This is a genomic window from Pseudomonas machongensis (assembly GCF_034961125.1).
GTDB lineage: Bacteria > Pseudomonadota > Gammaproteobacteria > Pseudomonadales > Pseudomonadaceae > Aquipseudomonas > Aquipseudomonas machongensis.
The window spans coordinates 1-13,940 of the sequence record NZ_JAYFUI010000058.1; the positions used below are offsets into that span (position 1 = coordinate 1).

The 13,940-nt window shown below is 64.9% G+C and carries 16 protein-coding genes and 1 pseudogene; 14 read left to right on the top strand and 3 right to left on the bottom strand.

Annotation, left to right across the window (positions count from 1 at the left end; genetic code table 11):
• From VA602_RS04765 to VA602_RS04815, 11 genes are all read left to right on the top strand, one after another.
• Positions 1–337, top strand: a 337-nt coding sequence (locus VA602_RS04765) for a WbqC family protein (protein WP_323452623.1), incomplete at its 5' end; no start/stop codon positions are given.
• The gene (locus tag VA602_RS04770; RefSeq protein ID WP_054891698.1) at positions 334–1,062 is read left to right on the top strand and encodes a class I SAM-dependent methyltransferase; all 729 of its coding nucleotides are present in this window, start codon (positions 334–336) and stop codon (positions 1,060–1,062) included. The genes VA602_RS04765 and VA602_RS04770, both read left to right, overlap by 4 nt.
• A complete protein-coding gene (locus VA602_RS04775) occupies positions 1,059–1,910 on the top strand; it encodes an NAD-dependent epimerase/dehydratase family protein (RefSeq protein WP_323452624.1) in 852 nt (283 codons plus the stop codon). The genes VA602_RS04770 and VA602_RS04775 overlap by 4 nt, the downstream gene beginning before the upstream one ends.
• Positions 1,907–2,884: an ATP-grasp domain-containing protein gene (locus tag VA602_RS04780; protein ID WP_197889764.1), complete on the top strand. Its 978-nt coding sequence runs from the start codon at positions 1,907–1,909 to the stop codon at positions 2,882–2,884. The genes VA602_RS04775 and VA602_RS04780 overlap by 4 nt, the downstream gene beginning before the upstream one ends.
• Entirely contained in the window at positions 2,865–3,584 is a 720-nt protein-coding gene (locus VA602_RS04785) for a metallophosphoesterase family protein (protein ID WP_153772457.1), read from the top strand. The genes VA602_RS04780 and VA602_RS04785 overlap by 20 nt, the downstream gene beginning before the upstream one ends.
• Positions 3,581–4,726, top strand: a complete 1,146-nt coding sequence (rffA, locus tag VA602_RS04790; protein WP_323452625.1) for a dTDP-4-amino-4,6-dideoxygalactose transaminase — start codon at positions 3,581–3,583, stop codon at positions 4,724–4,726. Before VA602_RS04785 ends, rffA begins: the two co-directional genes overlap by 4 nt.
• 24 nt (positions 4,727–4,750) lie before the next feature.
• Positions 4,751–5,296, top strand: coding sequence for a dTDP-4-dehydrorhamnose 3,5-epimerase (rfbC, locus tag VA602_RS04795; protein ID WP_323452626.1), 546 nt, complete (start codon positions 4,751–4,753; stop codon positions 5,294–5,296).
• A complete protein-coding gene (gene rfbD, locus VA602_RS04800; RefSeq protein WP_323452627.1) occupies positions 5,293–6,153 on the top strand; it encodes a dTDP-4-dehydrorhamnose reductase in 861 nt (286 codons plus the stop codon). The genes rfbC and rfbD overlap by 4 nt, the downstream gene beginning before the upstream one ends.
• Before the next feature lie 37 nt (positions 6,154–6,190).
• A complete protein-coding gene (locus VA602_RS04805) occupies positions 6,191–8,005 on the top strand; it encodes a sensor histidine kinase (protein ID WP_054891730.1) in 1,815 nt (604 codons plus the stop codon).
• Positions 8,002–9,405 carry a sigma-54-dependent transcriptional regulator gene (locus tag VA602_RS04810; RefSeq protein ID WP_063542244.1) on the top strand — a complete coding sequence of 468 codons (1,404 nt, stop codon included), beginning with the start codon at positions 8,002–8,004 and terminating at the stop codon, positions 9,403–9,405. Before VA602_RS04805 ends, VA602_RS04810 begins: the two co-directional genes overlap by 4 nt.
• Entirely contained in the window at positions 9,402–9,857 is a 456-nt protein-coding gene (locus tag VA602_RS04815; protein WP_323452628.1) for a thioesterase domain-containing protein, read from the top strand. The genes VA602_RS04810 and VA602_RS04815 overlap by 4 nt, the downstream gene beginning before the upstream one ends.
• A 29-nt stretch (positions 9,858–9,886) precedes the next feature.
• Here the strand turns inward: VA602_RS04815 and cysQ are convergent, their stop codons facing one another.
• Positions 9,887–10,714: a 3'(2'),5'-bisphosphate nucleotidase CysQ gene (gene cysQ / locus VA602_RS04820; RefSeq protein WP_323452629.1), complete on the bottom strand. Its 828-nt coding sequence runs from the start codon at positions 10,712–10,714 to the stop codon at positions 9,887–9,889.
• The gene (gene nudE, locus VA602_RS04825; protein ID WP_054891688.1) at positions 10,711–11,277 is read right to left on the bottom strand and encodes an ADP compounds hydrolase NudE; all 567 of its coding nucleotides are present in this window, start codon (positions 11,275–11,277) and stop codon (positions 10,711–10,713) included. Before nudE ends, cysQ begins: the two co-directional genes overlap by 4 nt.
• Before the next feature lie 65 nt (positions 11,278–11,342).
• On the opposite strand from nudE, the gene yrfG reads away from it, so the two are divergent.
• Positions 11,343–12,005, top strand: a complete 663-nt coding sequence (gene yrfG / locus VA602_RS04830; protein WP_323452630.1) for a GMP/IMP nucleotidase — start codon at positions 11,343–11,345, stop codon at positions 12,003–12,005.
• A gap of 45 nt (positions 12,006–12,050) precedes the next feature.
• On the opposite strand, the gene lysM is transcribed toward yrfG, so the two are convergent.
• On the bottom strand, positions 12,051–12,491 hold the full coding sequence (gene lysM, locus VA602_RS04835; RefSeq protein ID WP_054891686.1) for a peptidoglycan-binding protein LysM: 441 nt from the start codon (positions 12,489–12,491) through the stop codon (positions 12,051–12,053).
• A gap of 175 nt (positions 12,492–12,666) precedes the next feature.
• Here lysM and fdhD point away from each other — a divergent pair, with 175 nt between their 5' ends.
• A complete protein-coding gene (gene fdhD / locus VA602_RS04840) occupies positions 12,667–13,497 on the top strand; it encodes a formate dehydrogenase accessory sulfurtransferase FdhD (RefSeq protein ID WP_153772466.1) in 831 nt (276 codons plus the stop codon).
• Positions 13,498–13,502: 5 nt separating this feature from the next.
• Positions 13,503–13,940, top strand: a pseudogene (locus tag VA602_RS04845) (CbbBc protein); the annotation flags it as partial.

Genomic DNA, 13,940 nt, shown 5'->3' on the forward strand with positions numbered 1-13,940 from the left:
CTCCTGGGACTATCGCCTGGGTGAAGGCAAGAGCGAACGCCTGGTCGACTTGTGCCTGCAAGCCGGTGCCAGCGAATACCTTTCCGGCCCCGCCGCGCGCGACTACCTGGATGAAAGCCTGTTCGCCGCACAGGGTATCACCGTCAGTTGGTTCGACTACAGCGGCTACCCCCAATACCCGCAGCAGTGGGGTGATTTCACCCATGGCGTGACCATCCTCGACCTGCTGTTCAACTGTGGCCCGGACGCACCGCGCTTCATGAAGCATGTGCGACCACCGGCTCCTGAATCCACCGCGCCGACGGGCGCAGCACCCGACATGCGAGTCTCCCCATGAGCAATGCACTAGACAGCTACATCGGCGCCTACAGTGATCGTTTCGGCTTCGCCTTCGACAACGACATCATGCTCAACTGGTATCCCCAGCGGATCATGAAGCTATGCCAGGAACATCACTCGATTCTGGAGCTGGGCGTCGGCCACGGTTTCTCGACCAACCGCTTCTCGCGCTTCTTCGCCTCGCATACGGTGATCGACGGCTCACCCTCGGTCATCGCCCAGTTCCGCGAAAACTACCCCGACAGCCCGGTCGAGATCGTCGAAAGCTATTTCGAGCACTTCGACACCGAGCGGACCTTCGACCTGATCGTGATGGGCTTCATCCTCGAACACGTCGACAACCCGCAGCAGGTCCTGGAGCACTTCCGTCGCTTCCTCGCGCCTGGCGGCCGACTGTTCGCCCTGGTGCCCAATGGCGAGTCGCTGCACCGGCGTATCGGCCACGCGGCAGGCAAGCTCGACGACATGATGAAGCTGGGCCAGGGTGACCTGGAACTGGGCCACCAGCGCACCTACTCGGTCAGCCGCCTGACCGATGAGCTGGAGCAGGCCGGCTATCGCATCGTGCGCAAGGAGGGGGTATTCCTCAAGCCGCTGATGACCTCGCAACTGCAGCCGCTGGGGCTGTCCAACGAGATCATCGAAGGGATGTGCACGGTCGGCATCGACTATCCCGAGCTCTGCTGCGCCCTGATGTTCGAGGCCCAGGTCGAGCCGACATGAGAAGCCTGTTGATCGGCAGCACCTCGGTCATCGGCCAGGCCATCGCCGCCCGGCTTGCCATGCTGGGTGAAGTCAGGACCTCCGGGCGTCGCGAAGCGGACTTCCCGTTCGACCTGGAGCGGTCAGACAACCCGCCCTTCGATGGCGGGCATTTCGATACCGTGGTGCTGGTGGCCGCCGCCTTCGGCGGGACCTCCAGCGAAGCGCTGATCAAGGCCGAACAGGTCAACGCGGTCGGTACCCTGCGCGCTTGCGAGCTTGCTGCGCAAAGCGGCGCCCGACACCTGATCCTGGTGTCTTCGGTGTTCGCAGGCTTTAACGCCGACGACCCTCACTACAACATCTATTCGCTGTCGAAGCGCCATTCCGAGGAGCTTGCACAGCTGTTCTGCAAGCAACGCGAAATCGCCCTGACCATCCTGCGTCCCAGCCAGGTCTACGATGCAGCCGGTGCCTGCCGCAAACACCAGGGACTGCTGTACCTCATCGCCGAAACGGCGCGCGCAGGCAAGACGGTGCAGCTGTATGGCAACAACGACGCGCAGCGCAACTACCTGTTTCTGGACGACCTGGCCGAGATCGTGAAACGCGTGGCGCAGCGCACGGTGGTCGGTCGCTTCGACTGCGTGCACCCGCACAGCCCCAGGCTGTCGGAGATCGCCGAAGCGGCCTTTGCCGCCTGCGCCCGCAGCGCCGACATCCACTTCCTGCGCGACAAGCCGGACATCGCCGACATGCCGGCCATGCAGGCCGATGCGCAACTGCACCAGGCCATCGACTATTGGCCAGCCACCGACATTCGTACCGGCCTGCAACTGATGCAGGCTCATCAGGAGGCCCAGCAATGACCACGGCAATGGTCACCGGCGTCGGCGCGATAATGGGCTACGGCCTGCTGAAATCGCTGCGCGCCGCCGACCCGACGATCAGGCTGCTGGGCACCGACATCTACGACGATGCGGTAGGCCAGGCCTGGTGTGACCACTTCGAACAGGCCCCGTTGACCGCCGACCCCAGGTATCAGGACTGGCTGCTGCGGATGATCGAGCAGTACCGGGTCGATCTGCTGATTCCCGGCATCGAACAGGATGTGCACTGGCTCGACGAACACCGTGACGCACTGGCTGCCACCGGCTGCCGGATTGTGCTCAACGATGCCCGGCTGATCAGCCTGTCGCGCGACAAATACGCCATGGACCAGGCCCTGCTGGCACATGAAGACGACGCCCGTATCCCCAGCCATCTGACCGGCGACTTTGCCTCGCTTTCGCAGCAGCTGGGCCTGCCGTTCCTGCTCAAGCCACGGCGCAGCTACGCTTCCAAGGGCCTGGTGTGGGTCCGCGAAGAGCGTGATTTCACACCCTGGGCACCCCTTCTCGGGGAGGTGCTGATGGCCCAGCCGATCATCGGCAGCGCCAGCCAGGAGTACACCGTGGCGGTGTTCGGTGACGGCCAGGGCGGCATCTGCGCCGCGATCACCTTCCAGCGCAGCCTGGCCTCTGACGGCTCCACAGCCAAGGCCAAAGTGCGCCACGACGCCAGCCTGGATGCTGTGGTGACGCGCCTGTGCCAGCACTTCAAACCGGTCGGGCCCACCAATCTGCAGTTCCGCCGGGCAGACGACGGCACCTGGAAGCTGCTGGAGATCAATCCACGGATCTCTTCCACCAGTTCCATCCGCACCGCTTTCGGCTACAACGAGGCCGCCATGTGCCTGGCTTGGTATCTCAAGGGCGAAAGGCCCCGGCAACCAGCGCTGCGCGCAGGTTTTGCGGTGCGCTACATCGAGGACTACGTGGTTCATGATCGGGATCATTTCTGACATCCACGGCAATTTCGCCGCACTGTCCACCGTGCTCGCCGAGCTCGATCGGATGGGTGTGGACGAGATCATCTGCCTGGGCGACACCGCCGGTTACTACAGCCAGGTCAACGAGTGCTGCGATACCTTGCGCGCTCGCGGGATCTTCTCGCTGATGGGCAACCACGATGCCTACATCGCGCTCAACCAGCCCTGCCCACGCTCCAACAGCGCCAATGCTTGCCTGGACTATCAGCGCGAGGTACTCAGCGCCGACAACCGCCGCTGGCTCGAAAGCCTGCCGGAGCGTGCCAGCCTGCACGGCCTGGAGTTGATCCACGGTGGCTGGAACGACCCACTCGACGAATATCTCGAGCCCAGCGAAGCCTATTTCGCTGAACACCCGGGGCGCTTCTTCGTCTCCGGCCACAGCCATGTGCAGTTCCTCTGGCAGGGCCGCGACAAGACCTGGTGCAACCCCGGCTCGGTCGGCCAGCCCCGCGACGGCGACCCTCGAGCGGCCTTCGCCACATGGGACGGCCAACGCTTCGCGCTCTACCGCATCGCCTATGACATCGAGGCCGCGCAACGTGCCATGGCACACGCAGGCTTCACCGACTATTTCTACGAGAACCTTGCCAAGGGCACGCAGATCGGCGGGCGCGTCAGCGCGATCCGCAGCGACCTTCCGCCCGCGAACTCTGCAGGAAACCGCCCATGAGCCTGGAAAAGATCCCCTTCAACCGCCCCTACATGACCGGCAAGGAGTTCCACCACATTGCCGAGGCCAACCTGGGCCAGATGCTTGCCGGTGACGGACCGTTCACCAAGCGCTGCCATGCCTGGCTCGAGGAGCGTACCGGCAGCAGCAAGGCGCTGCTGACCCATTCCTGCACCGCAGCGCTGGAGATGTGCGCGCTGCTGCTCGACCTCCAGCCCGGCGATGAAGTGATCATGCCGTCCTACACCTTCGTCTCCACCGCCAATGCTTTCGTCCTGCGCGGCGCGGTGCCGGTGTTCGTCGATATCCGCGAAGACACGCTCAACCTCGACGAACGCCTGATCGAAGCTGCCATCACCCCACGCACCAAGGCCATCGCCGTGGTCCACTACGCTGGCGTCGCCTGCGAGATGGACAGCATCCTGGCCATCGCCCACAGGCACGGCCTGAAGGTGGTGGAGGATGCCGCGCAAGGCGTCATGTCCAGCTACAAGGGGCGTGCGCTGGGCAGCATTGGTGATCTGGGAGCGTTCAGCTTCCATGAAACCAAGAACGTCATCAGCGGCGAAGGCGGAGCCCTGCTGGCCAACGATCCAGAGCTGGTGATGCGCGCGGAAATCATCCGCGAGAAGGGTACCGACCGCAGTCGCTTCTTCCGCGGCCAGGTCGACAAGTACACCTGGCAGGAGGTCGGATCGTCGTTCCTGCCCGGCGAGCTGACCGCCGCATTCCTCTGGGCACAGTTGCAGGAAGCTGAAGCGATCACCAACAGCCGCCTGGCTACCTGGGCGCGCTATCACCACGCCCTTGCCGGCCTCGAGGCGGACGGGCTGCTGCGCAGGCCGATCATCCCGCAGGACTGCCAGCACAACGCCCATATGTACTATGTGCTGCTCGCCCCGGGCATTGACCGTCAGGCCGTGTTGCAGAGGATGCGAGACGAAGAGGTATATCCCGTGTTCCACTATGTGCCACTGCATTCCTCGCCCGCCGGCGAGCGCTACGGACGTGCACATGGCTCGATGCAGCTCACCGACGAACTGTCCAACCGCCTGGTACGCCTGCCGCTGTGGTGCGGCCTGGGCGATGAACGCCAGGACCGGGTGATTTCAGCCTTGAGTACCGCGCTCGCGCGCCGTTGAACCTATTCGCTGCCAAGAACATTCATGAACATCACCCACACCGAAATTCCCGATGTGCTGATCATCGAGCCGAAAGTGTTCGGCGACAGCCGAGGCTTTTTCTTCGAAAGCTTCAATGCCCGTGACTTTGCCGAGAAGGCCGGTTTCCCTGCCAGTTTCGTCCAGGACAACCACTCGCGCTCCCAGCGCGGCGTGCTGCGCGGCCTCCATTACCAGATCGAAAACCCCCAGGGCAAACTGGTACGCGTGGTCCAGGGCGAGGTACTGGATGTCGCGGTCGATATCCGCCGGAGCTCGCCCACCTTCGGCAAATGGGTCGCGACACGCCTGAGTGCCGAAGACCACCGACAGTTCTGGATTCCACCAGGCTTCGCCCACGGTTTCGTGGTACTCAGCGAGTCGGCCGATTTCCTTTACAAGACCACCGACTATTACAACCCCGCTGCCGAACGCTGCATTCGCTGGGACGATCCGCAGTTGGCCATCGACTGGCAACTGACGTCGGCACCGCTGCTGTCAGCCAAGGACCAGGCCGGGGTGCTGCTTCAGGACGCGGAGCTGTTCCCATGAAGATCCTCGTCTGCGGCCGCAACGGCCAGGTCGCCCAGGCCCTTCAGCAGGCACTGGCCGGGCTTGGCGAGCTGCACCTGCTCGGCCGCAACCAGCTCGACCTGGCTCACCCCGAAGCCGTGCGTGAGCCTCTGCGCCAGCTCGCCCCGGACCTGATCATCAACGCCGCGGCGCACACTGCGGTGGACCAGGCCGAAAGCGAAGCGTCGCTGGCTCACGCGATCAATGCCGAAGGTCCGAGGGTGTTGGCCGAGGAAGCCGCACGCCTGGGTGCGCCGCTGATCCACTACTCCACCGACTACGTATTCGACGGCAACAAGACAACGCCTTATGTCGAGGATGACCCGGTGCATCCGCTGGGCGTCTACGGCCAGAGCAAACTCGCGGGCGAGCAGGCGATTGCCGCGGTCGGCGCCGAGCACCTGATTCTGCGTACCAGCTGGGTGTACTCGCTGCATGGGCGCAACTTCCTGCTGACCATGCAACGCCTGCTGCAGGAGCGCCCGCAATTGAAAGTAGTCGACGACCAGATCGGCGCACCGACCTGGGCCGGGACGATCGCCGCCAGTACCCGCGCCTTGATCGAGCGCTGGCAGGCCGGCCAGGCGGGTGCGTGGGGCACTTATCACCTGACAGCCCAGGGCGAAACCTCCTGGTTCGGCTTCGCCCAGGCCATCGCCGAGCAGTTGAAGGCCCGCGACCAGCCCTGCGCCGAACTGCTGCCGATTCCCAGCAGCGAATATCCGACCCCGGCCCGCCGCCCGCTCAACTCTCGCCTGGACTGCTCACGCCTGGCACGTGAATGGCAGGTCAGCCAGCCGCATTGGCAGCAAGCGCTGATCGACTGCCTGAAGTAGCGCATAATTGCGCCAGTTCATTCTGGCGCACTTGGCGATGACCTCGACTTCAATCACTTCGCAACGACCCCGCTGGCGCAGCCTGGCCCTGCTGGCCCTGTGCCTGGCTCCGCTGCTGTGGCCGCTGCATCATCTTGCCGAGCGCTACTACCAGGACCAACTGGCCTCGCAGAACCGCCAGACCCTCGACCTCTATGTCGCCAACCTGCTCGGCACCCTGCACCGCTACGAGACCCTGCCGCAGATCCTCGGTGACCTGCCGGCTCTGCGTGGCGTGCTGGCCGACCCGTTCAGGCTGGAGGCGGTGACCAACGCCAACCGCCTGTTGCGCGAGATCACCCAGCAGACCGGCGCCGAAGTGATGTACCTGATGGACGTCAGCGGCAACACCCTGGCGGCCTCCAACTGGGACAAGCGCGACAGCTTCGTCGGCCGCAACTTCGCCTTCCGCCCGTACTTCATCGAAGCGATGGAAGGGCGCCTGGGCCGCTTCTTCGGCCAGGGCACCACCTCGGCCAAGCGCGGCTACTTCTTCGCAGCCGCGGTGCGTGACGGTGAACGAGTAATCGGCGTGCTGGTGGTCAAGGTCGACCTCGACCACACCGAAACCCTCTGGGGACGCACCCCGGAACAATTGCTGCTGACCGACCAGTACGGCGTGGTGGTGCTCACCTCGCGCCCGGAGTGGCGTTTCCGCGCCACCCGTGTACTGAGCGAAGCAGAACGCAAGGCGATGATCGCAATCCAACCCTACCCAACCCAGGCCCCGCAACCACTGCGCTTGGAGCCCGAGGCCTGGCTGACCCAGACCCGCGATATCAAGGAGACAGGCTGGCAGGTGAGCATCCTTGCGCCGCGTATCCTGGTCGATCGCTCGGTGCAGACCGTCATGGCCATCGGCGCCGGCGCGTTGCTGGTAACCATGCTCCTGGCCGGGCTGGTGATGCAGCGCCGCCGCCACTACATGGACCGCATCGAACTGGAGGCCCGTGGCCGCCAGGAACTGGAAAACCGCGTGGTGGCGCGCACCGCCGACCTCGAATGGCTGAACAACCGCCTGAAGAACGAAGTGCTGGAGCGCGAGCAGGCACAGCAGGAACTGGTACGCGCCCAGGACGAGCTGGTCCAGGCCGGCAAGCTGTCGGTGCTTGGCACCATGTCGGCGAGCATCAGCCACGAACTCAACCAACCGCTGGCGGCGATCCGCAGCTACGCCGAGAACGCCGAGATCCTGCTCGATCACCAGCGCACCGAGGATGCCCGTGGCAACCTCAAGCTGATCGGCGAACTGACCGGACGCATGGCCTCGATCATCGCCCACCTGCGCGCCTTTGCCCGCCGCGACCGGCATGCCCCGGAAAGCGTGGCCCTGCAACCGGCGCTGGACGATGCCCTGGCATTGCTGGCCAAGCGCCGTCGGGCGATGGCGGTGGAACTGATCCGCGATCTGCCGGACGCCACCCTGTGGGTCCAGGCCGGTGAAACCCGCCTGCGCCAGGTGCTCGGCAACCTGCTGGCCAACGCCCTTGACGCACTCACCGAAAAAGCCAACCCACGCCGCCTCTGGCTGAGTGCCGAGACGCGCGACGACTGCGTCTACCTGTACATTCGCGACAACGGCCCGGGCTTTACCCGGCAAGCGCTGGAGCATGCCAAGGAACCCTTCTTCACCACCAAGACCCGTACCCAGGGTCTTGGCCTGGGCCTGGCGATCTGCGAAAGCCTGATGCGTGCGCTCGGTGGCGAGCTGCTGATGGGCAACCACCCGGAAGGGGGCGCCCTGCTCACCCTGCAACTGCGCATCGCAGCCCCCGGCGCCAACCTGAAACCTTCGGAGGACTCCTCGGCATGACCGAGACACTGATCGACAGTCAAACCCAGGTCATCCTGGTCGATGACGATCCGCACCTGCGCCAGGCCCTGAGCCAGACCCTGGACCTGGCAGGCCTCAAGGTTGCCGCCCTGGCCGACGCCCAGGGCCTGGCCGAGCGCATCGAGCCCGACTGGCCTGGCGTGGTGGTCAGCGATATCCGCATGCCCGGTATCGACGGCCTGCAACTGCTGGAGCAATTGCACACACGCGACAGCGAACTGCCTGTGTTGCTGATCACCGGCCACGGCGATGTGCCGCTGGCAGTCCAGGCGATGCGTGCCGGGGCCTATGACTTCCTGGAAAAGCCCTTCGCCAGCGATGCCCTGCTCGACAGCGTGCGCCGGGCCCTGGCACTGCGTCGCCTGGTGCTGGACAACCGCAGCCTGCGCCTGGCCCTGAGCGATCGCCAGCAGTTGTCGACACGGCTGGTCGGCCATTCACCCTTGATGCAGCGCCTGCGCGAACAGATCGGCGCCTTGGCAGGCACCCGTGCCGACGTGCTGATCCTCGGCGAGACCGGCGCTGGCAAGGAGGTGGTCGCGCGTGCCCTGCACGACCTGTCGAGCCGTCGCGACGGCCCGTTCGTGGCCATCAACGCCGGCGCCCTGGCCGAGTCAGTGGTCGAGAGCGAGCTGTTCGGCCACGAACCCGGCGCCTTCACCGGCGCGCAGAAGCGCCGTATCGGCAAGTTCGAGTTCGCCAACGGTGGCACGCTGTTCCTCGACGAAATCGAGAGCATGAGCCTGGACGTGCAGGTCAAGCTGCTGCGCCTGCTGCAGGAGCGCGTGGTCGAGCGCCTGGGCGGCAACCAACTGATACCGCTGGACATCCGCGTGATCGCCGCGACCAAGGAAGACCTGCGTCAGTCGGCCGATCAAGGGCGTTTCCGCGCCGACCTCTACTACCGCCTGAACGTCGCACCGCTGCGCATCCCGGCGCTGCGCGAACGCGGTGACGACATCCTGGTGCTGTTCCAGCACTTCGCCGATGCCGCCAGCCAACGTCACGGCCTGGCACCGCATACCCTGCAACCGGCGCAGCGGGCCATGCTGTTGCGTCACGAATGGCCAGGCAACGTACGCGAGCTGCAGAACGCGGCAGAGCGCTTCGCCCTTGGCCTGGAGCTGGCCCTGGACGGCCAGGCGCCCTCTGCCACCGACAGCGCCGAACCGGCACGTGTCGGCAACCTCAGCGAGCAGGTCGAGCAGTTCGAGCGTTCGCTGATCGCCGCCGAGTTGAACCAGCCGCACAGCTCCATGCGCAGCCTGGCCGAGGCCCTCGGCATCCCGCGTAAAACGTTGCACGACAAGTTGCGCAAGCACGGCCTGAGCTTCGCCGACGGCAACAGCCATGACGATCACGAGGAGCCGCGGCCATGACCACCGACAGCCAGTACCTGCAGGCAGTCCTGCACAGCGATATACCGCTGACACGGGAAATGGGCATGCAAGTCATCGACTGGCGCGAGCAGTGCCTGCGTCTGCAATTGCCGCTGGCGCCCAACGTCAACCACAAGAGCACCATGTTCGGCGGCAGCCTCTACTGCGCCGCCGTACTGGTCGGCTGGGGCTGGCTGCACCTGCGTCTGCGCGAGCTGGGGATCGATGACGGGCATATCGTCATTCAGGAGGGGCAGATCAGCTACCCGTTGCCCGTGACCGGTGTAGCGGTAGCACGCTGTCCGGCACCGGACGAAAAGGCCTGGGAGCGCTTCCTGACGATGTACCAGCGCCGCGGCCGGGCGCGCCTGACCCTGGAGACGATGGTGAGCAATGGGGGGAGTGAAGAGGCTGCAGTGAGATTCAGCGGGCAGTATGTGCTGCACCGCTGATCAGGCGAGGAGCGAGGCGGCTTCGGTAGTTACTGCCCGATAGCCGCTGCAATGACGTTTTGCCGCCAGGGCGCCTTGGCCGGCAGCGCCAGGAAGAACGGATTGAGCAGCGACTCCCGCGCCGGGTAGCGGAACGCCTGGCCATCCAACCCGATCACCTCGCCCCCCGCGCCTTCGACTACCCCCTGCGCCGCCGCGGTATCCCACTGCGAGGTCGGCGCCAGGCGCGGGTAGAAATCGGCAGCGCCCTCGGCCAGCAAGCAGAACTTCAGCGAGCTGCCGATATTGGCCAGTTCCAACGCGCCAACCTCGGCACCGAGCCCAGCCAGCAAGGCTTCCTGCTCGGGGCTGGTATGGCGGCGGCTGGCAACCACGGTGAAACGGCCATCGGCAGGTGGCGCGTTGCGCACGTGAATCGACCGGGGCTCTGCCTGTGGCTCTGCACGCCATGCTCCCAGATCACGACCACCGAAGTAACAGCGACCATTGGTCGGCATCGACACCGCGCCGAACACCACCTCGCCGTTCTCGATCAGGGCGATGTTGACGGTGAATTCCTCGCTGCCGGCGATGAACTCCTTGGTGCCATCAAGCGGATCGACCAGCCACCAACGCGACCAACCCTCGCGGGTGGCCAGCGGGATGTTGCAGTCTTCCTCGGACAACACCGGAATCTGCGGTGCCAGCACCTGCAGGCCGTCGGCGATGATCCGGTGGGCGGCCAGGTCGGCAGCGGTCACCGGCGAGTCATCGGCCTTGTTGGTGACTGCGACGCCAGAGCGCCAGAACGGCAGGATCGCCTCGCCCGCCAGTTGCGCCAGTTTCACCACTTCGTGCATCAGTTGCAGGTCGTTCATGCGCTCAGCAGCCCCCGCTGGATCAGCAGGTCACGGGCCAGGTACAACGCTGCCAGCGCTCGCCCTTCGCTGAATTGCGGGTGCATGGCCAGGGCCGATAGTTCGCGCAGGTTGACCTTGTCGACGCGCATCGGCTCGGGCTCATCGCCTTCCAGGCGCTCTTCGTAAAGGTCGCTGGCCAGCACCACCTGGATCTTCTGGCTCATGTAGCCGGGTGACAGCGACAGCTCGGTGAGGTGCTCCAGTTGCCGGGCACCGAAACCGGCTTCTTCCTTGAGCTCACGATCAGCGGCGGCCAGCACGTCCTCGCCCGGCTCGATCAGGCCCTTGGGCAGCGACAGCTCGTATTCGTCGGTGCCACCGCAGTACTCCTCGACCAGCACCGCATGCTCGGCGTCGAGCATTGCCACGATCATCACCGCCCCATAACCGTTGCCTCGACCGACCAGGCGCTCGTAGGTGCGCTCGTTGCCATTGGAGAAGCGCAACTGCACCGCTTCGACCCGGAACAGGCGGCTGCTGGCGACGATCTCGCGACTGAGGACGGTGGGTTTCTGGCGCATGGGTGCGGCTCCTTGGCGTGAACGGGTTACTATACCGTGGCTTGCCGACCGATCGAGAATTTCCAATGCCTGTTCTGCCCTGGTCCACCATCGATACCGTCCTGCTGGACATGGACGGCACCCTGCTCGACCTGCACTACGACAACCGCTTCTGGCTCGAACACCTGCCCCAGCGCTACGCCGAGCTGCATGGCGTAAGCCGCGCGATGGCCGAACTGGAGCTGCGACCGCTGTTCGAGCGCCATGCTGGCACCCTGAACTGGTATTGCCTGGACTTCTGGAGCCGCGAACTGCGCCTGCCGATCCGCGAACTCAAGCGCGAGATCGCCGACCTGATTGCCCTGCGTCCGGACGCCGACACCTTTCTTGCCGCCATCGGCAAGGCTGGCAAGCGCGTGGTGATGATCACCAACGCCCACCGCGACTCACTGTCGCTGAAGCTCGAGAAGGTGCAGCTTGCGCCGTATTTCGAACGGCTGATCAGCTCGCACGACTACGGCTACCCGAAAGAGAGCCCGCAGTTCTGGGATGCCCTGCGCGCCGATATCGGCTTCGAGCCCGCGCGCAGCCTGTTCATCGACGACACCCTGGCGATCCTGCGCAGTGCGCAGCGGTTCGGGGTGGGGCATCTGCTGGCAGTGCGCCAGCCCGATAGCCGGGCGGATGTGCGCGATACGCAGGAATTTGCAGCGGTCGAGGATTACCGGGAGTTGTTGCTGGGGCTTTGAGGGCCTCATCGCGGAACAAGCCCGCGATGAGCGCAACGCAGATCCTCAGTCTGGAATGCGCAGCACCTGCCCCGGATAGATCTTGTCCGGATGTGACAACAACGGCTTGTTGGCCTCGAAGATCTTCTGGTATTTGCTGGCATCGCCATACTCGGCCTTGGCGATCGCACTCAGGGTGTCGCCCTTCTTCACCGTGACGAACCGGGCCGCCTGCGCCACCGGCCCGGTGACGGTGATCTGGTCATCCACCGAAGCCACCCCGGCGATGTTGCCTGCCGCCAGGATGATCTTCTCCTTCTCCTCCTGACTCGCCACCTCGCCCTTGAGGATGACCTTGTCACCCTCTACGGTGGCCGAAATGTTCGGATTGCCCAGGCCCACGCTCTCCACGTGCTTCTTCAACTGTTCCTCGGCATTGGCATTGCCGGGGGTCAGCAGATCGATCAACTTCTCGCCGGCTTCCTTCACGAAACTGAACAGGCTCATGACGCGCTCCTTGTTGATGATTCCTCGGAACCTGAGAGTCTAGGCCAGGAATCCTTACCCCGCTCCACTGCGACCAATCGACGCGGTCTATCAGGGCATCGACCCTAGCGATTAGACGCGGCGCGCCCACAAGCCTAGGCTTGTGCAAGTAAAAAGCCGCCGGTGATCCGCCCCGATGAACAGCAAGCCTCCGGTCTGTGCGGCATCAACGCCTCTGTCACTGCCTGCCGCCAGCAACATCTACGACTACGTGCAACTCTCCGACCAGGCGAGCGACAGTACGCCCCTGGCCGAAGAAGTCGCCCTGGCGATCGTCTACAACGGCCTCAACCAGGCGGTGATGCTGGTCAGCCCGACCGATCTGGAAGATTTCGCCGTTGGCTTCAGCATTGGCAGCGGCATCGTCTCCAGCACTGAAGACATCTACGACCTGAAGCTCTCCGGCAGCGGTTCGGCGCTGTATGCCGACCTCGAGATCTCCAGCCGTGCGTTCTGGAACCTCAAGGACCAGCGCCGCCAGTTGGCCGGTACCAGCGGCTGCGGCCTGTGTGGCGTCGAGGCCCTGGAGCAGGCGTTGCCCGAACTCGAGGCTCTGCCCGGCGCGCCCCTGCCGCCGGTGGAATGGCTCAAGGACCTGCGCCAACGCATCGACGCCTTCCAGCCCCTGGGCCAGCACTGCGGCGCTGTTCATGCGGCGCTGTTCATGGACCGCCACGGCGAACTGCTGCTGGGCCGCGAAGACATCGGCCGGCACAACGCCCTCGACAAGCTGATCGGTGCCCTGCTGCGCCAGCGCATCGACACCCACGGCGGCCTGGCCATCGTCACCAGCCGCTGCAGCCTGGAGCTGATCCAGAAAGTCCTGCGTGCCGGCATCCAGACCCTGGTCAGCCTGTCGGCACCGACCGGCCTTGCCCTGCAATGGGCACGCAAGCACAACCTCAACCTCATCCATCTGCCCAAACACAGTGCACCGCGGGTATTCAGCCCAGCGGCGGAGTCGTAAAAGCCGTGACCTCCTTCGAGAAACTTCCAGACAACGCCCCCGCTTCCACCCCACGCTACAAGCCCTACCACGGCCCAGCCGGCGGCTGGGGCGCACTGCGCAGCGTGGCCAAGGCCTGGGTCGGCAGCGACAACGCGCTGAAGAACCTGCGTGCACTTCTCAAGACCAACCAGAACGGCGGCTTCGACTGCCCTGGCTGCGCCTGGGGCGACTCGCCCGAGAGCGGCATGGTCAAGTTCTGCGAGAACGGCGCCAAGGCCGTCAACTGGGAGGCCACCAAGCGTCGCGTCGACGCCGCTTTCTTCGCCCGCTACAGCGTCAGTGCCCTGCTCGAGCAGAGCGACTACTGGCTCGAGTACCAGGGCCGCCTGACAGAGCCGATGGTCTATGACCCGGCCAGCGACCGTTACCAGCCGATTGCCTGGGATGCAGCCTTCGAGCTG